This is a genomic window from Salinicola acroporae (assembly GCF_003206615.1).
GTDB lineage: Bacteria > Pseudomonadota > Gammaproteobacteria > Pseudomonadales > Halomonadaceae > Salinicola > Salinicola acroporae.
Genome location: NZ_PZJW01000003.1, coordinates 282,120 through 300,481 on the forward strand (window position 1 = coordinate 282,120; position 18,362 = coordinate 300,481).

Consider the following 18,362-nt stretch of genomic DNA (forward strand, 5'->3'; position numbering starts at 1 on the left):
AAGCGCTTCAGGAAGCGTTGAGTGGATCGGCGCGCAGTGCTGCCTCAGGATCGAGTGGCAACGGTATTGCCCGTCCCCGTTTCCCGCATGGCGATCGGGTTCGGCGTCACCGGCATGCCGGGTGCGAACACTTTCTGGGTGCCATTGACGATCACCCGCTCTCCAGCCTCCAGGCCTTTCTCGACTACCACCAGATCGCCCACCTCACGGCCAAGCTGTACCTGGCGGGGCGTCACGGTGTTGTCGTCGCCGACCACGTAGACCAGACGTCGGTCCTGATTGGCGAGCACGGCCTTGCGATTCACCAGCGTTGCCTTCGCGAGATTGGCGACGGGCATCTCCACGCGGGCGAACTGGCCGGGCCTGAAGGCGCCATCCGGGTTGGGCAGTACGGCGCGATAGCGCAGCGTGCCGGTATCGGCGTTGATCTGGTTGTCGACGAAGTCCAGTTGCGCCGGATGCGGGAAACCCGTCTCGCCGGTCAGGCCGATATGCAGCGTGGCGGTCTTGCCTTGATTCAGCAGTGCCTGAGCGCTGGGGGCTTCGGCTTCGTTGCTGTCGAAATAGACGTACAAGGGGTCCACCGACACCAGCGTAGTCAGTACCGACTGGTCGGCACTGGCGAGATTGCCCTTGGTGACCATGGCTCGCCCGGTGCGACCCGTCACTGGCGCAATCACCTGGGTGTACTGCAGGTCCAGTTCGGCGCTGGTCAGCGCGGCCTCGGCCTCGGCTTCCTGGGCCTGGGCGTTGAGTGCCGCCGCTTGGCGCTGGTCGTGCTGCTCCTGGGAAATCATGTGTTTCTGGATCAACTGGCGGGACCGGCCAGCCTCGACTTCGGTAAGCCGGCGCTGGCTGCGCGCCTGTGCCAACGATGCCTTGGCGGCCTGGACGCGAGCCTCGTAGGGGCGGGGGTCGATGCGGAACAGCAGGTCGCCGGCCTCGACCAGCTCTCCTTCCTCGAAGGCCACCGCGTCGATATAGCCGCTCACTCGTGGCCGGACCTGCACGGTCTGCGGCGACGCCACGCGGCCGGTGAAGGTCTCACGCAGGGTGATCGGCTCCACCAGCACCGTTGCCACGTCGACTTCCGGAGGCGGTGGCGCAGCGGCGGAGTCCGCTTCGCCATGGGCATCGCAGCCGGCCAGCAGTGCGATGACGAGCATCACGCCCAGGCCGCGAGTCAGACCCGTTTTCGACAGACGTTTGTGGTCGGACTTGTTCATTGTTGGGCTTCCCTTGTTTCATTCCCGGTCATCGATCCCTGGCGCCATCGTCCACGGCGGATCGCCCTGGGGTGCCTTTGAGTCGTGGGGTCATCGACCGACGGCGCCAGAGGGGCGTCGATCAACCGATGGAGACGAGGCGAGTGGCGCCGGTCAAAACGCGCCGTCGCCCTTCGCAAGACGGCAAGTGTCGGCGGGGGATCATGGCCTGATAATGTACGTTCGCGACGCAAGTGGGCGTTATCGGTTTCCTCCGCATTGATTGCCTGATCCTGTCAATATCGCCAGTCTTTGAAGCAGAATACCTATTGGCCTCTGCCGGTCTTCAGGGATCGTCGGTTGACTTGCCCGTTTCTTCAAAGGTCTTGCCCAATCCTGCATAAGTCCTCAAATCGTCATAAAAGCATCGTTATGACGGCATATACTCGCGATACATCCAAGATCGAGAATTGGCGATCCATACGGGGTGAGAACATGAGTATCGTGCAACCGGTTTTTCAGACATTAGATGACGAGCTCGCCCAATTGGCGAAAACTCTAGCCCGTCAGATTCAGAAGTGGGCGCCGGAAGAGGGTCTGACGCCCACATCGGTGCCAGGGCTGGAGTTGGTGCGCGCCAACTCCTCGCACACCAGCTGTCTCGGTTCGACGGTCTACGACCCCTCGCTCTGCCTGATCGCCCAGGGCAGCAAGCGTATATGGCTGGGGGATCGGGAGATCGACTACGGACCGCTGAGCTGCATGGTGTCGGCGGTGCATCTGCCGGTGCTGGGCAAGGTGACCGAGGCCTCGGCGGAAAGGCCCTACCTGGGGCTGAAGCTCGCCGTCGATGCCCAGGAGATCACCGCGCTGGTACTGGAGCTGGGGGAGGGCGTGGGTGAGATGGAGATGCGGGAGTGTGCCGAGACGGCTTGCGGCCTGAGTCGCGTGCAGGCCGAGAAGGGCCTGGTGGAAGCCATGCTGCGGCTGGTCAACCTGCTCGATTCACCCCAGGACATTCGCATCCTCGCACCGCTGGTGCGGCGCGAGATCTTCTATCGTGCACTGATCGGCGAGATTGGCCTGCACATGCGCAAGTTCGCGGTGGCCGACACCCAGACCCATCGCATCGCGAAGGTGATCGCGGCACTCAAGGATCGTTTCACCGAGCCGCTGCGCGTTCGCGAACTGGCGGAGATGGTGAACATGAGCGAGTCGTCGCTGTTCCACAGTTTCAAGCAGGTCACCCGGATGTCGCCGGTGCAGTTCCAGAAGAAGCTGCGGCTCCATGAAGCGCGCCGGCTGATGCTGACCGAAGGGATGGAGGCGGCCACCGCCAGCTTCCGCGTGGGGTATGGCAGCCCATCCCATTTCAGTCGCGAATACAGCCGCCTTTTCGGAGTGCCGCCGCGCGCGGACGTGAGCAAGCTGCGCGGCGAGCTGCCGCAGACCGCGCGCGCCTGATGGTGCGCCCCGATCCCGGCGGGCCGAGCAACGGACTCAGTCGCCGATGACCATGACCGCTTCGGCTTCGACCTGGCTGCCCTTGGGGAGCTGCTTGACGCCGACCGCGGCGCGAGCCGGGAACGGCGCCTGGAAGAACTCCTCCATCACCTGGTTGACCACGCCGAAGTTGTCGAGGTCGGTCAGGTAGAGGTTGAGCTTGACGATGTCCTGCAGCGAGCCGGCGGCTTCCTGGCACACGGCGGACAGGTTGGTGAAGACCTGGCGGGCCTGGGCCTCGAACTCCTGGGAGACCAGTTCCATGGTCTTCGGATCGAGCGGAATCTGACCCGAGAGATAGACGGTGTTGCCCGACTTGATCGCCTGGGAATAGGGGCCGATGGCGGCCGGGGCGTTGTCGGTGTTGATAACGGCTTTGTTGCTCATGGCGTACCCTCCAGCATTGTTTCAATGTCTGCGTAGACTCGGCGGCCCCGGCGACTCGCGTCGTTGTGCGGTGCCGGTGTGCCGGTCCGATCTCAATCCTCACCTATATCCATAGGCTTCGGTCGACTCGAAACCTGCGGGGTCGTCCGTCGGACGTCCGCTTCGCTTCGAGTCTGTGCTTGCGCCTTGCGCTTCATCCCGCTCGCCGATCCATCCGGCGTTCCTGACATCCAAACCGCGTTTCGGCGATATCGCCGTCCATGGACGGAGCCATGACGCAAAAAACGTTGCCCCGCCGTGTTGGCCACGGCGGGGCAACGATCCTGCGATTAGTTTCGGGCGCGGACGATGCGGCCGATATGGTTCAGATTGCGCAGGCGCTTGATGATTCGCGCCAGATGAACACGCCCCTTGACCAGAATGGTCAGGTTGACGATCGAGAGCCTGGCATCGCGCTCCTCGATCCCGATGCGCTCGATATTGGCGTCGGCATCGGTGATCAGGCTGGCCAGTTCGGCGATCAGGCCGCGCCGGGTCTCGACCTCGATCCGCAGCGGTACCGGGAAATCCTGATCGATCTGCTTCGACCAGGTCAACGAGACCAGCTTGTCGGGGTCGTCGCGCAACTCGTCGAGGTTACCACATTCGTGACGGTGGACGACGATCCCCTTGCCGATGGACAGGTGCCCGATGACCGGGTCTCCCGGTAGCGGGTGGCAGCAGCGGGCAAAGCTGATCGCCATGCTCTCGGAGCCGTTGATCACGATCGGACCGTTGTGAGGCGAATCCTCCAGCAGCCGCTCCAGCGGGTCGTTGCTCGCCCCGGTATCCACATCCGTGGTGAGCTCCCGCGCGACCAGGCGTCGCGCCGTGGCGTGCGCCAGGCGGGTGCCGAGGCCGATGGTCTCGAGCAGATCGTCCTCGGTCTTGAGGTCCAGCTCCTCCAGCAGCGCCTGGAGACGTTCCGGCGGCAGCTTTTCCAGGCTGGTCTCGAAGCTGCCCAGTGCCCGGTTGAGCAGGCGGCGTCCGAGCTGAATCGCTTCGCTGCGCTGCTGGCTCTTCAGGGCATGGCGGATCGCCGAGCGTGCCTTGGCGGTAATCACGAAATTGAGCCAGGCGAGGTTGGGGCGTGCGCCGGGGGCCGTGATGATCTCCAGGGTCTGGCCGCTCTCCAGCGGAGTCGACAGCGGCGCGAGATGACGATCGATGCGGCAGGCGATGCAACTGTTGCCGATGTCGGTATGAACGCTGTAGGCGAAATCGACCGCCGTGGCCCCCTGTGGCAGCTCCATGATGTCGCCTTTGGGGGTGAAAATGTAGACATCGTCCGGGAAAAGGTCGTTCTTGACGTGTTCGATGAACTCCAGCGAATCACCTGCGTGGCGCTGCATCTCGAGCAGACCACGGACCCATTCGCGGGCCCGGGCATGGCTGCCGGCGGCGATGGGACGTTCGGTCTGGCCGGCCTTGTAGAGCCAGTGGGCGGCGATGCCGTTGTTGGCCATCGCCTCCATCTCGCGGGTGCGTATCTGCACCTCGATCGGCATGCCGCTGGGGCCGAACAGCGTGGTGTGCAGGCTCTGGTAACCGTTGGCCTTGGGGATCGCAATGTAATCCTTGAAGCGCCCCGGCACTGGCTTGTAGAGATTGTGCACCGCGCCCAGCACGCGATAGCAGTTGTCGACGCTATCGGTGATGATGCGGAAACCGAACACGTCCATGATCTCGGCGAACGGTTTACGCTGGTCGTGCATCTTGCGGTAGATCGACAGCAGGTGCTTCTGGCGTCCGACCACGCTACCGGTGAGGTCGTCCTCGTCGAGCCGGCGCTGCAGGCTGGTCTGGATCTGGCGCATGGTCGAGCGGCGGTTGCCGCGGGCGCTGGCCACCGCGCGCTTGATGCGTTCGGCGCGCATCGGGTGGATCGCCTGGAACGAAAGATCCTCGAGCTCGACACGAATGGTGTTGATGCCCAGCCGGCCGGCGATGCGAGCGTAGATCTCCAGGGTCTCGCGGGCGATGCGGCGTTTCTTGTCCGGGCGCAATGCACCCAGCGTGCGCATGTTGTGCAGGCGGTCGGCAAGCTTGACGATGATCACCCGGATGTCCCGGGACATCGCCATCACCATCTTCTGGAAGTTCTCGGCCTGGGCGACCGCCTTGTCCTCGAAGGTGATCTGGGTCAGCTTCGAGACGCCGTCGACCAGCTCCGCTACCGCTTCGCCGAACTGCGCTTCCAGGGCTTCCCGGGAGACGCTGGTGTCCTCGATGACATCGTGCAGCATGGCGGCCATCAGGCTCTGATGGTCCATGTGCATGTTGGCGAGGATATTGGCGACGGCGAGCGGGTGGGTAACGTAGGGCTCGCCGGAGCGGCGCCGCTGGCCGTCGTGGGCCTGCTCGGCGTAGTAGAAGGCGCGCTTGACCTGCTGAATCTCGTCGTCAGGGAGATAGCCGCCGAGGCGATCGGCCAGGTCATCGATGGTGAACATGCGGCGCGCCTATTTTTTCGTTAACGACCCGTCTTCCATGGCCCGTCTGGCAACCGGCTCCGTAGAGAGCGCGCAACGGCCCGGGGGCCGTCGGCCATGCCGGGAGAGTGGCTCAGATGTCGTATTCCTGGGTCGGCTCGGGGCGCGGGCGCGGTGGCGCGGCTTCGACCGGCTCGTCGAGAATGCTGTCGCCGATCTGGCCGGTGGCGATCTCGCGCAGGGCCATGACGGTCGGCTTGTCGTTTTCCCACGGCAGTAGCGCATCGCGGGAGCCGCGCGCGAGCTGGCGGGCGCGTTGGGACGAGATCATCACCAGCTTGAAACGGTTCTCGATGTGGTCCAGACAATCTTCGACGGTCACTCGTGCCATGAGGGTAGCCCTGCCAAATTGGGTGAACGCGCCCCGGACTGCGGGGTCTGCGGGACCGAGCAGTCTACTGGAGTGGCGCGTTGTCTGACAAGAGTCCTCAACGCGTGACAAGAGTCCTCAATGAGTGACAGGAGAACGCAACGACCGGCGGCAGCCCGCCGATGGCCGTTCAGTCGATGCCGTTCAGCAGCTCGTCGAGCAGCGTCGCATGACGTGCCTGCATCTTGTCGAGACGCGACCGGCGCGCATGAACGATGCACTCGAGCTCGGTCAGGGCGTGCTCGAAAGTGTCGTTGATGACGACATGCCCGTACTCGTCGAAATGCGACATCTCGCTGACTGCATCGCGCATGCGCCGTTCGATCACCGCCTCGTCGTCGGTCCCGCGCCCGGCAAGCCGCTCCCTCAGCGCCTCCCGCGACGGCGGCAGGATGAAGATCGACTCGGCGTCCGGCGCCTGTTCGCGAACCTGCCGAGCCCCCTGCCAGTCGATCTCCAGAATCACGTCCTCGCCCACCGCGAGCCGCTTTTCGACCTCGACTCTCGAGGTGCCGTAGTGGCGGTCGAAGACCCAGGCGTGCTCGAAGAACTCGCCGCGTTCGACCATTGCCTCGAACTCGGGCTGGGCGACGAAGTGATAGTTGACGCCATCCTGCTCGCCGGGGCGCATCGCCCGCGTGGTATGAGAAACCGAGACGCCGATGCCCGCGTTGCGCTGGAGCAGGGCACGGACCAGGCTGGTCTTGCCGGCACCGGATGGCGCGGAAATGATATAGAGCGTGCCGACTGCCGGTGCGGCGGTGGCGTGCGATGCGGAAGTACTTTGCGACATGGCGAGGCGGCCGTGAGGAAGTGCGTGAAGCGGCTCAGTATGCCATGAATCGAAGCGATTGGGGCGGCCCGACGGGTTCGGTCGTGCGCTAGAATGGTGGCGGTCGGCGAGTCTCGCCAGGCATTCGAGATCACCCGACAACGCCCAACCCGATTCCACTCCGAAGGAGTTCCATGGCCTCTTCAAGACCTGCGGCGGCCGGCAGCCCGGTCGCCTTCATCGGTGCCGCGTTCGCCTTCGTGCTCACCATGATCGGCACCACCATGCCGACGCCGCTCTATCCGATCTATCAACAGCAGTTCGGTTTCTCCCAACTGACGATCACGATCATCTTTGCGGTCTACGCCGCCGGCGTGATGGGTGCGCTACTGCTGACCGGACGCTGGTCGGATCAGCTGGGACGGCGCCCGATGCTATTCGCCGGTCTGGCCGCGTCAGCGTTGAGCGACCTGGTATTCTGGCATGCCGGCGGTCTCGGCATGATCCTGGTCGGTCGCGTGCTGTCCGGTATTTCGGCCGGCATCTTCACCGGTACCGCCACCGTCGCGGTCATGGAGCTGGTACCTGATGCCTGGAAGCGGGCCGGCCCGCTGGTCGCCACCGCGGCCAACATGGGCGGGCTGGGGCTGGGGCCGATGCTGGCCGGGTTGCTGGTGGTGGCGTTCCCGATGCCGCTGATCCTTCCCTACGTCGTCCACCTGGCCCTGGTCGTGCTGGCCGTGCTCTGCCTGTGGCGGGCGCCCGAAACGGTAGCTCGACCGGCGCGGATTCGGCTCAGCGTACAGCGGCTCGGCGTGCCCGAGGGAGTCCGCAGCGTTTTCGTTCCCGCGGCGATTGCCGCTTTTGCCGGCTTCATGGTATGCGGTTTCTCGACCTCGGTGACGCCGGCTTTTCTCGGCAAGGAGCTTGGCCATCACAACCCGGCGCTGATCGGCTTCGTGGCCGGGCTGCTCTTCATCGCCTCCACCGCGGGCCAGATCCTGCAGGGCAGGTTGCCGGCCGCGCGCCGCCTGCCGATTGGCTGCGGCGTCCTGCTGATCGGCGTGCTGTCGATCGCCTGGGGTATTGGCGCGAAAACGTTGACGGGATTCATCATCGGCCCCGTCGTCGCCGGCATCGGCCAGGGCATCGCCTTTCGTGCCGGGTTGGGCGCCATCGCGGCGGCAAGCCCGTCGGCGCACAAGGCTTCGGTGGTCTCGACTTTCTTCGTGGTGGCTTACGTGGCGATCTCGTTGCCCGTGATCGGCATCGGCGTAGTTGCCTCCTTCATCAGCCTGCAACTGACCGGGCTGCTGTTCGCGCTGCTGGTGGCACTGCTCTGTTGCGTGGCCCTGGCCATGCTGCTGCGGCCGTCGCGTCAGGGGCAATCGTCGGACGCCTGATCAGCCTGAGCGGCAGGCTCTGGTATCATGAGCACCGATTCGTTCCACCGACTGCCAGGAGTTCCCGATGACCGCTTCGCCCGACACGTTTCGCATCCGCCGCCCCGACGACTGGCACCTGCATCTGCGTGACGGCGAGGTGCTCGAGACGGTGCTGCCCTACACCAGCCGGACGTTTGCCCGCGCCATCGTGATGCCCAACCTGGTGCCGCCGGTGACCACGATCGAGGCGGCCAGCGCCTACCGCGGGCGGATCATGGCGGCGACTCCCGCCGGTCACGACTTCACCCCGCTGATGACCTGCTATCTCAACGAAAGCGTCTCCCGCGAGACGCTGGAGCGCGGCCACGCGGACGGCCTGTTCACCGCCGCCAAGCTCTACCCGGCCAACGCCACTACCAACTCCCAGCACGGCGTCAAGCGCATTGCCGATGTCTACCCGCTACTGGAAGTGATGCAGCGGATCGGCATGCCGCTGCTGGTTCATGGCGAAGTGACGCGTGACGAGATCGATATCTTCGATCGCGAAAAGCACTTCATCGACGAGGTGATGACCGACATTCGCCGCCAGTTCCCGGCGCTCAAGGTGGTGTTCGAGCACATCACCACCCGGGATGCCGCCCAGTTCGTGCTGGAAGGCGACGAATTCCTGGGCGCCACGCTGACCCCCCAGCACCTGGCCCAGAACCGCAACGACATGCTGGTCGGCGGCATTCGCCCGCATCTCTACTGCCTGCCGATCCTGAAGCGGCAGGAGCATCAGCAGGCGCTGCGCCAGGCCGTGGCCAGCGGCCATCCGCGCTTCTTCCTCGGTACCGATTCCGCCCCCCACGTCACCGCCGCCAAGGAGACGTCCTGCGGCTGTGCCGGGGTGTTCAATGCCGAGGCTGCGCTGTCGGTCTATGCCGACGTGTTCGAGCAGGATGGCGCGCTCGAGCACTTCGAAGCCTTCTGTTCCGAGAACGGCCCGCGCTTCTACGGTTTGCCGCTGAACGAAGGCACGGTCACCCTGACCCGCCAGCTGACCCCGGTGGCGGCCAGCGTGGGCGAGGGCGACAACACCTTCGTGCCCTATCGGGCCGGGGAATCGCTGAGCTGGAAGATCACGCTGAACTGATCGACTCGACGCTTCGCGCAACGTGGGGTTTAACGTAACGGCCCGTTGGCTTGACGCCGGCGGGCCGTTCGCTTGTCTGGCGCGGACTCGGCAACGCACTAGAACGTCACGCTGGCCTGCAGCGTGACCTCCAGCGGTTCGCCGACCACTACCCGGGTATCGCCGCCGCTGGAAGGATAGTAGGTGGTGTCGAACAGGTTGTGAACGTTGAGCTGCAGGAGGGTGTTGTCGCCCAGCCAGCCGTGGTCCCAGGCGACGAAGGCGTCCGCCACGGTGTAGTCGTCGAGACTGAAGCTGTTGTCGGCGTCGCCCTCGCGACTACCGACGTAGCGCACCCCGCCGCCGACTCGCCAGCGGCCGTAGTCGGGGGCGAGCCCCAGCTCTCGGGCCAGCAGCAGCGAAGCGGTTTGCCGCGCCACGTTGGGCAGCTCGTTGCCGGCCGTGCCGCCGTCGGCGTCCTCGAGTACCTCGGCATCGGTGTAGGCGTAGTTGGCGAGAATCGACAGCCGGTCGGTCAATTCTCCCTGGGCGGAGAACTCGATCCCTTTCGAACGGCTCTTGCCCACCGCCCGCGAGACGCCGTTGTCGCTGACGACGACGTTCTCCTTGGTGATCTCGAAGTAGGCCAGTGAAGCCTGCAAACGGTCGGCCAGGAAACGGCGTTTGATCCCCGCTTCCCAGCCATGGCCCTCCTCCGGGTCGAAGCGCTGGCCCGTGTCGGCATCGGGTTCGTTGGGCACGAACGATTCGCTGTAGCTGGCGTAGAGCGAGGTCTGCGGTGTCAGCTTGTAGAGCAGGCTGGCGTGGGGCAGGAGGATGTTGTCCTGGGTGTCGGTCCCGACCACGAACGGGCGGCCCTGGCCACCATACTGCTCGGTGTGCTGAAAACGCCCACCCAGGCCGAGAATCCAGCGTTCACCCAGATGGAGGTTGTCGTCGAGGTAGGCGCCAGTGGTGTCGATCTCGTCGAGGCGATGACTGGTGCTGTCGAGATAGGTGGCGCCGTCCAGGGTCAGGTCGCCGCGGTTCGGATCGTAGATCGAGATCGTGTCGGTGGCGCCGCGATAACGGTCGGCCAGGTAATCGCGGCGGCGCTCGTGATCGATGCCGACGGTCATCTCGTGGCGAACGCCTGCCAGTTCGACATCGCCGAGCAGCTCGGCGGCGGTGTAGATCACGCGGCGGTCGAAGCCGTGATTGGCATCGGCGCGCCGCCTGGCGGTGCCATCCTCGGCAACGCTCAGCACCCGCGGCTGGCCGTCGTCGTACTGACGTCGGTTCCAGCCGTAGGTCAGGCGGCTGGTCCAGGCGCTGTTCAGATCCTGTTCCCAGCGCGCGGTGAACGACTGATCGTGGCCGGTGACCCGCGACCAGTTCTCATCGAAGCGGCGCTTGCGCGGCACGTCGACGGGATCGCCGTCGACGAAGGCGGTGCCGCGATCCAGGGTCAGGTCGTAATCGCGATACTCATAGGCGAACCACAGCCGGGTGTCGTCGTCCTCCCAGCTCAGCGAAGGGGCCACCACGGTCTGGCGGTTGCTGCCGAAGTCGCGCCAGTAATCCTCGTCCTGCTGGCCGACGATGAACCGGAACGCCGCGTCGCTGCCGCCCAGCGGGCCGGTGACGTCGACGCTGGCATCGCCGCCGCCGAAAGAGGTGCCCTTGCCGCTGATGGTGCGCGCCCACTCGTATTGCGGCTTCTTGCTGACGATGTTGACCACCCCGCCGGGCTCCTGGATGCCGTAACGAAACGAGCTCGGCCCCTTTAGCACTTCGATGCGCTCGGCGGTGAACAGCGGAAAGGTATTGCGCGGCTGGCGGATGCCGTCGCGCAGGATCGAGCCGTCGCTGTTGCTGCCGAAGCCGCGCTTGATGAAGCCCGCCTCGGTGCCGCCCATGGTGTTGCCCTGGGTGATGCCGTTGACGTAGCCCATGGCGTCGGTCAACGAATCGGCACCGATGTCCTCGAGCATCCGGGTGCCGATCTGGTCCACCGTGCGCGCCTGGCTCAGGAAGTCGGTGGCGCGACCGGTGACCATGCTGGAGGAGCCTGGACGATAGGCGTCGTCGACGGGAGCCGCCGATGCCGCCTTGACGACCAGCGGGTCGAGGGCCGTGGCGCCGGTCTCGGCGGCCTGCGCCGCGGGGAGGTACAGCATGGCCATCGCCAGCGCCATCGGCGAGCATCGGCAGAGTCTGGGGGTGATACACATGACAGGGGTTCCCGGAGTGATCTCGTTATCGCGGGTCTCGAGACCCGTCGTTGGTATTGCCGTCAAGGCGGGTTGCCGGCGTAGGTCGCCTGGAAGGTGCCGCTGGCATCGATCGGCATGAACCGGCGATAGAGCGACTCCAGCGTCTCTTCGGGGTCGAGCGCCGCGCATTGGCGAGGATGCAGCCAGCCGGCGATGGCCTGCAGCGCCACCACCGAGAACGGCCCCTGGTGATAGCCGTGCCAGAGCGCATGAAAGCCGCCATCATTGACCGCCGACAGCGTCGGCCAGCCCGGGCGACGGGCCACGACATCGGCCATGTCGCGCTGGGTGTCGCTCTCCTCGACGCCGAAGCCGGCGCGAACCGAGCCACCCTTCGGCCACTGCGCGGCGGTGGCGATGATGACGTCGGGGTCGCGGGAAAGAATGGTTTCCGGATTGAGCACGTTCTCGGTGCCTGGGCTCATGCCGGCGGCGATGTTGTCGCCCCGGGCGTACGCCACCAGGTCGGCGAGGCCGGAGTCGAAGTTGCTGCGGCAGCAATCGACCTTGAGCCCGGGGGCGATATCGATCAGCACTCGGGGTCGACGGGTAACGGCAGCGAGACAGTCGTCGACCGCGGCCTGCTCGGTCTCGAGCTGCTGGATCAACGCGGTGGCGCGGGATTCCGCGCCCAGGGCGCGGCCCAGCAGACGCAACGATGGGACGGTGTCCGCCAGCGGATGCTCGCGGAAGTCGACGAACAGGATCGGTATTCGTAGTGCCTCCAACTGCGCCTGCAACGGCGATGTCTGCAACTCGCGATAGCGTGAGACATCGGCGACGATCAGGTCCGGATCGAGGGTGATCAGCGCTTCGGCACCCAGCATGGCGTTGTTCGCCGTCCCCGGTGCCGGCAGGTCGGAAAGGGCGGGCAAGGCCGCCTCGAACCGCGACTGCGCCACCGGATCGAAGCTCTCGAGCGAGCCGCGCCAGCCGCTCATGCGCGAGACGGGATCGGGCAACAGCGCGGCGAGGGCGAACAGGTGACGCGGGTTGTCGAGGAAGATGCGCTGTGGCGGGGCCTGCAGCGTGAACTCCTGGCCAGCCAGGTCGGTCAAGGTGACGGGGAAGTGGGGGACCGCGGTCGGGTCGGTACGCTCCGCCGCCATGGCGGTCGTCGACCACAGCAGCGCAGAACCGATCGCGATGATGGCCAGACCAAGGCGGCTGGCGAAAAGCGCACGCATCGTTCTTCTTCTATTTGATTAAAGATAATCATTATCATTGTTATTCTTGATGCGGTCAACGCGGCGTTAGCCGCCATGCCCCCTGGCCGGCGCGCCGGAGAGCCTGGGCTATGACCGGCGAACCGAATCCAGGTGGCCTCCCTCGAAGGGTTCGATCGTCCACTGCGTAGTGCCCATGGGTGCGATCCACAACGGGATCGCGTTGGCCGAGCGTGGCCCGGCCGGGCTGCCTTGGGTCAGCCCGCGAACGGCGCGCACCAGCCCGGAGTGGCCGACGATCAGCGGCGTGTCGGCTTCCTCGAGCAGCGCGTTGAGGGTGGTGGCGATGCGCTCCACGAACGCCTCCCAGGATTCGCCGCCAACGGGCGTGCTCAGGTAGGGAACGGTATCGGGGATCGCCTGGCCCTCCAGCTCGCCCCAGTGGCGCTCCATCAGCCCGTCGACCACGCGATCCGGGGCGCGGCCCAAAGCCAGTTCGGCGGTGCGGTAGGCGCGCTGCAGCGGGCTCGACACCGTTAGCGACCAGTCGACGTCGCCGAGCAATGCCCGGGCGCGCCGCGCCTCTTCCTCTCCCTGCGGGGTCAGCGCCACGTCGTGCTGGCCGCCGATCCGTCGTTCGAGATTGCGGGTGCTCTGGCCGTGGCGCAGAAAGACGAAGGGGTGGCGGATCAGGGCGGGCATGGCGATGGGCTCCAGCGCATCAGCAAAGCGAACATCTTACCCGGCCCGGTGCGGCTGTCATCCCCCGGCGGTGTCGACCCGGAAGCGCGCAGTGGCTGGATCGGCGCGGTAGTGACGGGCCCAGGCCGGCGCCTCCCGCGCCAGAGTCCGCACGCCGTCGAGGATACGCTCCACCTGGGCATCGTCGTGCAGAACGCTCAGGCTCAGCCGTATCCAGCCGGGCTTTTCCAGCTCGTGGCCTTGGCCCAACCGCTCGACCAGCGCTTCGGAGGCTGCGGCATCGATGCCGAGCAGGCGATGGGCATAGGGGCCGACGCAGGCGCAGCCACCACGAGCCTGGATGCCGTAGACGTCGGACAGCATGCGGGTGAAAAGCTGGTGATGGATCAGGTTGCCGGCATCGTCGCGCACTCGGAAGGAGAAGATCGGCAGCGCTGGCACGTCCTGGCGGCCCAGCAGTTCCAGGCGCGGTTCGTCTGCCCAGCGGGCGAGCGCGCGTCGGCGCAATTCGGCATCGCGTCGGGCGATTTCGGGCAGCCCGATGGCCTCCTTGACCAGCAGCGCCAGCGCGGCGCGAATGTCGCCGACCACATTGGGGGTGCCGCTCTCCTCGCGGGCTTCGAGACGGCTGCTGTAGTGGTGTTCCCAAGGAGAGACGAAGCTGACCGTGCCGCCGCCGGGCAGCGACGGTGTGCGGCGGTGAACGAGCGTGTCGCGGACCACCATGACGCCGGAAGCCCCGGGTCCGCCGATGAACTTGTGCGGCGAGAAGACGATGGCGTCCTTGCGGCAGTCCGGCGCGGGCGCCATGTCCATCGACAGGTAGGGGCCACCGCCGGCGTAATCCCATACCGCCAGGGCGCCGCGCCGTTTGAGGCGCCGGGTGATGTCGTCGACGTCGCTGACGATCCCGGTGACGTTGGAGGCGGCCGAGAAGGCACCGACGATCAGGTCGCTGCCGGCGGCGATATCCAGCGCCCGCTCCAGCGCCGCGGTGTCCGGTCCCCCGGCGGCGTCCTCGGGAATCTCCACCAGCACGGCGCCGCTCTCCCGCCACGGCAGGAGGTTGGAGTGATGCTCGTAGGGACCGACCAGCACGCTGACCCGCTTGCCACGCCGCACGTGGGCGGCGATATCGAGCAGCGCCACGATCCGGTTGATGCCGGCGGTGGCGCCGCTGCCGCTGAACACCACGTGGCAATCCTCGGCGTTGAGCGCCCGCGCGATCAGCGTTCGCGCCTCCTGGCGCAGCCGGGTCATGGTCTGCCCGCAGTGCGAGGCCTCGGTGTGCGAGTTGGCGTAGAACGGCAGCACCTCTTCACTGATGAAGCGCTCGACCTGGCGCAGCGCGCGGCCGGAGGCGACGTAATCGGCGTAGAGCAACCGCCGTTCGCCGAAGGGGGTGACGAACGGCACGTCGTTGCCGATCAGACCTTCCCGCAGCCGGGTCAGCAGATCCGGTCCGGACAGGGAGCGGCGAAAATCTGCGAGCGTCGTCATGGCGGCACCTTGGTATCGGGAGGGGAGCGCGGGCCTGCACTGCGTCCGACTATGATATCCCGACGTGGACGGGTAAATTTCTCGGTATGATCCGGTAATCAATCATTACATGAGTGTTTTGACACCATGAGCGACGCCAAATTGGATCATTTCAACCTCACCATCCTGCGCACGCTGCAGCAGCGTCCCGGTCTCTCCCAGCGCGAGCTGGCGGAGCGGATCAATCTCTCCCAGAACGCCTGCTGGCGGCGGATCAAGCAGCTCGAGGAGGCGGGCGTGATCGAGGCGCGGCGGCTGATGCTGAGCCGTCAGGCGCTCGGTTTCGGGCTGGTGGTGTTCTCCATGATTCGCACCCGCAGCCACTCGCGGACCTGGCTGGCGGCGTTTCGCGAACATGTGCTGGGGATTCCCGAAGTGATCGACTTCTACCGTATCGGTGGCGATTACGACTACATGCTCAAGATCGTGACGCGGGACATCGGCGCCTTCGATCTGATCTATCAGCGCCTGATCGACGGCTTCGAGATCGACACCGTGACCTCCTACTTCGCCATGGAGGCGCTGGCGGAGAACCGCCCACTGCCGGTGTGATGATGACTCACGACCAGGCTACGGTCCGTGTTTCAAACCGTCTGCCACAGCATCGGATCCGGATCGCCCAACGTCGCGGCGATGACCTGCAGGGCGTGCTCCAGCGCTTCGCGGCTCTCGGCAGCGCTGATGGCGGGATGGCAAGAGGGGGACAGGCCGAGAAACGTCCACTTCAAAGCATGAAGGGACCGTTGATTGTCATATCGCCGATTTAGGTCAAAAGGCACCCGGACGAGGCTTGAATGTCCGCGTGATGGCGTCCCAGAGCCCCACCGCCTCGGCATTGGTCAGTGAGGCTTGATCAATAGTGGGGTGCTCTTCACCGTGAGCAAACTGACCGTTACGCAGAGAAATATCAATATAGGGGGTGCCGGGCGAACCTTTCCGGCTATTGGCTTCGAGATTGAAATAATTGCCTTTGACGTTTTCGTCAGTCGTGCCGGCACTGAGCCATTCTTCCGCCTGATCTATACCATCGAGATCCACTTCACCTTTTCTCAAAACTGAGAAATGTTGATCATTGGCTAATGCTCGTTCAGCCTGATTGGTACGATCCAGCAACGTGTCTTCTTCAGCAATGATGCTATCCGTGTAGAAATGAATGTAGATATCTCGATTTTTATTATCTGAAAATCTAATTCCGACCTGTTCCTTGTGTGTCGGCACTGCGGCTCCGGGAATAGTCTCATCCGCCCCGCCTGCCAAGAAACCGTGCTCGAAACACAGACCAGGGCGTTCGGGAACCTCTCCCGCCTTCCGGGGTGACAGGTGGTTCAACAAATATTCGACCTGCTTAAGGCGCTCGGATTTGTTGCTTTGGCGGAGCTTCCACTGCTCTCTGTATTTTTCATCGTCCACATCGATGGCAGTCAGTTTCACGCTGAACATGGTCAGCCCCGCGAACTTGTAGCCTTCCAGTAGCCTTGCCGCGTCTGGCTTATGGGGGCTTTCGTTACGATCAATGAAGACCATGTCGTCGCTAACATGGATGATCCGCTTGAGAAAGGGCTGATCTCCGGCATCCACAGTATGCATGGCTTCCAGTTCGGCTTTGCGCTTGTCGATTAGGTGCTCGAACATCTGTCGGCTGCTGGACTTGGCACTGATCTTGGCCTCATTGACGGTCAGGCTGCTGAAGCTCGGTTTCAGTTGCGACGGCATGTCGACCTGAAAACGGCCAATGCAAACCGGGGCTTGTGTTTCAGTATAGGTCTCGACGGTCTGGCGTTCCTGGTCGTTCATCTCGGGGACTCCCTGTTCCGGTGCGCCACAGGCCGTGGCCAGCAGTAATATTGCGCTCATGAGCGGCGCTCGCCATCGTGTGATCATCCGTAATGTCCTGACTATCTTCATTTCCATTGGTCGGCGATCTCGAGCAGTGAGGCCAGCGTCCGTCACCCGTCTCGAAACGCCGGCCTGCAATGAATGTGCTTCCTCTTTTTCGGGGTTCACAGTCGTTGCAGTCCTCGTTGGTGTCGGTATCGCTGACCTCACCCGCGACCGGCCGTGAGCGCGTGTCGCTGCCGCTTTCTGAGGCTGTGTCGTTCAGTACACCGACCGCGGTAAGCGCCTCGCGCGTGATTGCGAGGTTGTCATCCACCGCGGTGGTCAGGACTTCCTTGCCGGCCTCCGCCATGGCGCTGCCGGCCTTTGAGGGATAAGGTCTTGGATACTCGTGGATAGGGCAGACAGATTCGTGGGGCTAAAACCGATCAAATGCCTCGCTCCGGCAGCAGCCCTCTATCGGCCAGAAACACCTCAGTCGCTCGGGCCAGTTTGATGTGCTCTTCGTTCTCGGGATCGAACGGCTCTTTGGTGGTCACGATCAGGGTGCCAATATCCGGCAGATACTCCGCCAGCGCGACAAAGGGCATCTCGTTGCTTAGATCGACATCCGGCACCAATGCCATCCAGCCGACCCACTCACGATGGGGGAAAGCGGCCAAATCAACATAAGCGAATGGCGCCACATTCGCCCAGCGAGGTGGTATCACTTCAGACAATTTTCGTAGGCAGTTAGCGAAGACCTGCCAGTAATTTGGCCAGGTGGTCTGTTTGAGCAGTCCAGTATCTATGAAAAAAACCCCGGCCCGGCGATCATCACCCCAGGAAAACCTGTTTGCGGTATAGTGATATTTCCTTTCGTCGACGCTGAAGTTGCCTCGACATGCAAATGATATCAAACCTGTTCCATTGTGATCGTGCTTAAACTCCCTTACCGTCTTGATGGCATCCTTGACGACCCGGTTTTTTTCATGGACGTCAATGGGTATGCCTTGCTCATCATAAGCATAGCGCCACTGACTCAATACCGGGTCTTCCTGATTGATCGAATCCAGCATAGAGACCCACCGATCATATACGGCTTCTGCGGTCATTGGATTTTCGGCAGGAGGCACGATAAAGCTGATCACTGCGCCAGCGTAGCTCATGACTGATCTCTCTTGGTTTTTCTTAAAAGGGTTCGTAAATGCATTGAACTGGCAATCTTGTCGCTGAAAAAGCTCGGCCTACATAGTCCCGTACTACACCGTCCGAAAAGTACCAAACCAGGCTAGCTGGTGGTATGTGGCTTTCTATAGCTGCGTACTGCCGGTCAGCTTGCCTTGGAAAATCTGCAAGGGTACTTGCCATAAAATCCAGCTGTTTCCCTTGGCTTTGGCTGTTGACAATTTCCCTGGGCTGCCAGCGACCTAGCCAATCCTGCTCCAGAAACTGCCGGTAGCCATACTTGGCCTCGACCAGCGTGCAACTGGCTGACCAAAATCCATCGAAATCAACGCCGTTGAATCGCCACTCCTCGATCCGGTTGGGCCCCACGATAGCAAAGGTCGATCCGCCGCCCATATTGGCAATCTTC

Annotated in this window: 17 protein-coding genes; 4 read left to right on the forward strand and 13 right to left on the reverse strand. The window is 64.0% G+C overall.

Going from position 1 to position 18,362, the window contains the following annotated elements:
* Nucleotides 1-44 precede the first annotated feature (44 nt).
* Nucleotides 45-1,226: an efflux RND transporter periplasmic adaptor subunit gene (locus DOM54_RS05380; protein WP_110715352.1), complete on the reverse strand. Its 1,182-nt coding sequence runs from the start codon at nucleotides 1,224-1,226 to the stop codon at nucleotides 45-47.
* Nucleotides 1,227-1,751: 525 nt separating this feature from the next.
* On the opposite strand from DOM54_RS05380, the gene DOM54_RS05385 reads away from it, so the two are divergent.
* Nucleotides 1,752-2,669 (forward strand): AraC family transcriptional regulator, encoded by a 918-nt coding sequence (locus tag DOM54_RS05385; RefSeq protein WP_338067009.1) that lies wholly within the window; start codon nucleotides 1,752-1,754, stop codon nucleotides 2,667-2,669.
* Nucleotides 2,670-2,705: 36 nt separating this feature from the next.
* Here the strand turns inward: DOM54_RS05385 and DOM54_RS05390 are convergent, their stop codons facing one another.
* The 4 genes from DOM54_RS05390 to gmk form a co-directional block, all read right to left on the reverse strand.
* The gene (locus DOM54_RS05390) at nucleotides 2,706-3,095 is read right to left on the reverse strand and encodes a RidA family protein (protein WP_110601828.1); all 390 of its coding nucleotides are present in this window, start codon (nucleotides 3,093-3,095) and stop codon (nucleotides 2,706-2,708) included.
* Nucleotides 3,096-3,424: 329 nt separating this feature from the next.
* Nucleotides 3,425-5,587, reverse strand: a complete 2,163-nt coding sequence (locus tag DOM54_RS05395; RefSeq protein WP_110715354.1) for a RelA/SpoT family protein — start codon at nucleotides 5,585-5,587, stop codon at nucleotides 3,425-3,427.
* Nucleotides 5,588-5,699: 112 nt separating this feature from the next.
* Nucleotides 5,700-5,957: a DNA-directed RNA polymerase subunit omega gene (gene rpoZ, locus DOM54_RS05400; RefSeq protein ID WP_075561565.1), complete on the reverse strand. Its 258-nt coding sequence runs from the start codon at nucleotides 5,955-5,957 to the stop codon at nucleotides 5,700-5,702.
* A 169-nt stretch (nucleotides 5,958-6,126) separates the two neighbouring features.
* Nucleotides 6,127-6,789 carry a guanylate kinase gene (gene gmk / locus DOM54_RS05405; protein WP_110715355.1) on the reverse strand — a complete coding sequence of 221 codons (663 nt, stop codon included), beginning with the start codon at nucleotides 6,787-6,789 and terminating at the stop codon, nucleotides 6,127-6,129.
* Nucleotides 6,790-6,962: 173 nt separating this feature from the next.
* On the opposite strand from gmk, the gene DOM54_RS05410 reads away from it, so the two are divergent.
* On the forward strand, nucleotides 6,963-8,171 hold the full coding sequence (locus tag DOM54_RS05410; RefSeq protein ID WP_110715356.1) for an MFS transporter: 1,209 nt from the start codon (nucleotides 6,963-6,965) through the stop codon (nucleotides 8,169-8,171).
* Nucleotides 8,172-8,238: 67 nt separating this feature from the next.
* Nucleotides 8,239-9,288, forward strand: a complete 1,050-nt coding sequence (gene pyrC, locus DOM54_RS05415) for a dihydroorotase (RefSeq protein WP_110715357.1) — start codon at nucleotides 8,239-8,241, stop codon at nucleotides 9,286-9,288.
* A 98-nt stretch (nucleotides 9,289-9,386) separates the two neighbouring features.
* On the opposite strand, the gene DOM54_RS05420 is transcribed toward pyrC, so the two are convergent.
* The 4 genes from DOM54_RS05420 to DOM54_RS05435 all read right to left on the reverse strand — a co-directional run bounded on the left by DOM54_RS05420 (nucleotide 9,387) and on the right by DOM54_RS05435 (nucleotide 14,911).
* Nucleotides 9,387-11,501, reverse strand: coding sequence for a TonB-dependent siderophore receptor (locus tag DOM54_RS05420; protein ID WP_240613776.1), 2,115 nt, complete (start codon nucleotides 11,499-11,501; stop codon nucleotides 9,387-9,389).
* Nucleotides 11,502-11,563: 62 nt separating this feature from the next.
* On the reverse strand, nucleotides 11,564-12,730 hold the full coding sequence (locus tag DOM54_RS05425; protein WP_110715359.1) for an ABC transporter substrate-binding protein: 1,167 nt from the start codon (nucleotides 12,728-12,730) through the stop codon (nucleotides 11,564-11,566).
* A 108-nt stretch (nucleotides 12,731-12,838) separates the two neighbouring features.
* Nucleotides 12,839-13,411: a histidine phosphatase family protein gene (locus DOM54_RS05430; RefSeq protein WP_110715360.1), complete on the reverse strand. Its 573-nt coding sequence runs from the start codon at nucleotides 13,409-13,411 to the stop codon at nucleotides 12,839-12,841.
* A 57-nt stretch (nucleotides 13,412-13,468) separates the two neighbouring features.
* Entirely contained in the window at nucleotides 13,469-14,911 is a 1,443-nt protein-coding gene (locus DOM54_RS05435) for an aminotransferase class V-fold PLP-dependent enzyme (protein WP_110715361.1), read from the reverse strand.
* Nucleotides 14,912-15,037: 126 nt separating this feature from the next.
* On the opposite strand from DOM54_RS05435, the gene DOM54_RS05440 reads away from it, so the two are divergent.
* A complete protein-coding gene (locus DOM54_RS05440) occupies nucleotides 15,038-15,502 on the forward strand; it encodes an Lrp/AsnC family transcriptional regulator (protein ID WP_110715362.1) in 465 nt (154 codons plus the stop codon).
* A 32-nt stretch (nucleotides 15,503-15,534) separates the two neighbouring features.
* Here the strand turns inward: DOM54_RS05440 and DOM54_RS19980 are convergent, their stop codons facing one another.
* The 4 genes from DOM54_RS19980 to DOM54_RS05460 all read right to left on the reverse strand — a co-directional run.
* Entirely contained in the window at nucleotides 15,535-15,678 is a 144-nt protein-coding gene (locus DOM54_RS19980) for a hypothetical protein (protein WP_162619769.1), read from the reverse strand.
* A 40-nt stretch (nucleotides 15,679-15,718) separates the two neighbouring features.
* Nucleotides 15,719-16,744 carry a T6SS immunity protein Tli4 family protein gene (locus DOM54_RS05450; RefSeq protein ID WP_162619770.1) on the reverse strand — a complete coding sequence of 342 codons (1,026 nt, stop codon included), beginning with the start codon at nucleotides 16,742-16,744 and terminating at the stop codon, nucleotides 15,719-15,721.
* Between the two features lie 470 nt (nucleotides 16,745-17,214).
* A complete protein-coding gene (locus DOM54_RS05455) occupies nucleotides 17,215-17,934 on the reverse strand; it encodes an Imm52 family immunity protein (protein ID WP_110715365.1) in 720 nt (239 codons plus the stop codon).
* A gap of 22 nt (nucleotides 17,935-17,956) precedes the next feature.
* On the reverse strand, nucleotides 17,957-18,362 hold a 406-nt coding region (locus DOM54_RS05460; RefSeq protein ID WP_240613777.1), incomplete at its 5' end, for a Tox-REase-5 domain-containing protein.

What these genes read in the sequence shown, in the direction of transcription:
- pyrC (WP_110715357.1), top strand. Translation starts at nt 8,239, where the DNA reads ATGACCGCTTCGCCCGACACGTTTCGCATCCGCCGCCCCGACGACTGG.
- DOM54_RS05390 (WP_110601828.1), bottom strand. Translation starts at nt 3,095, where the DNA reads ATGAGCAACAAAGCCGTTATCAACACCGACAACGCCCCGGCCGCCATC.
- DOM54_RS05435 (WP_110715361.1), bottom strand. Translation starts at nt 14,911, where the DNA reads ATGACGACGCTCGCAGATTTTCGCCGCTCCCTGTCCGGACCGGATCTG.
- DOM54_RS05410 (WP_110715356.1), top strand. Translation starts at nt 6,963, where the DNA reads ATGGCCTCTTCAAGACCTGCGGCGGCCGGCAGCCCGGTCGCCTTCATC.
- rpoZ (WP_075561565.1), bottom strand. Translation starts at nt 5,957, where the DNA reads ATGGCACGAGTGACCGTCGAAGATTGTCTGGACCACATCGAGAACCGT.
- DOM54_RS05450 (WP_162619770.1), bottom strand. Translation starts at nt 16,744, where the DNA reads ATGAACGACCAGGAACGCCAGACCGTCGAGACCTATACTGAAACACAA.
- DOM54_RS05395 (WP_110715354.1), bottom strand. Translation starts at nt 5,587, where the DNA reads ATGTTCACCATCGATGACCTGGCCGATCGCCTCGGCGGCTATCTCCCT.
- DOM54_RS05380 (WP_110715352.1), bottom strand. Translation starts at nt 1,226, where the DNA reads ATGAACAAGTCCGACCACAAACGTCTGTCGAAAACGGGTCTGACTCGC.
- DOM54_RS05420 (WP_240613776.1), bottom strand. Translation starts at nt 11,501, where the DNA reads ATGTGTATCACCCCCAGACTCTGCCGATGCTCGCCGATGGCGCTGGCG.
- DOM54_RS05440 (WP_110715362.1), top strand. Translation starts at nt 15,038, where the DNA reads ATGAGCGACGCCAAATTGGATCATTTCAACCTCACCATCCTGCGCACG.
- DOM54_RS05425 (WP_110715359.1), bottom strand. Translation starts at nt 12,730, where the DNA reads ATGCGTGCGCTTTTCGCCAGCCGCCTTGGTCTGGCCATCATCGCGATC.
- gmk (WP_110715355.1), bottom strand. Translation starts at nt 6,789, where the DNA reads ATGTCGCAAAGTACTTCCGCATCGCACGCCACCGCCGCACCGGCAGTC.
- DOM54_RS05455 (WP_110715365.1), bottom strand. Translation starts at nt 17,934, where the DNA reads ATGAGCTACGCTGGCGCAGTGATCAGCTTTATCGTGCCTCCTGCCGAA.
- DOM54_RS05430 (WP_110715360.1), bottom strand. Translation starts at nt 13,411, where the DNA reads ATGCCCGCCCTGATCCGCCACCCCTTCGTCTTTCTGCGCCACGGCCAG.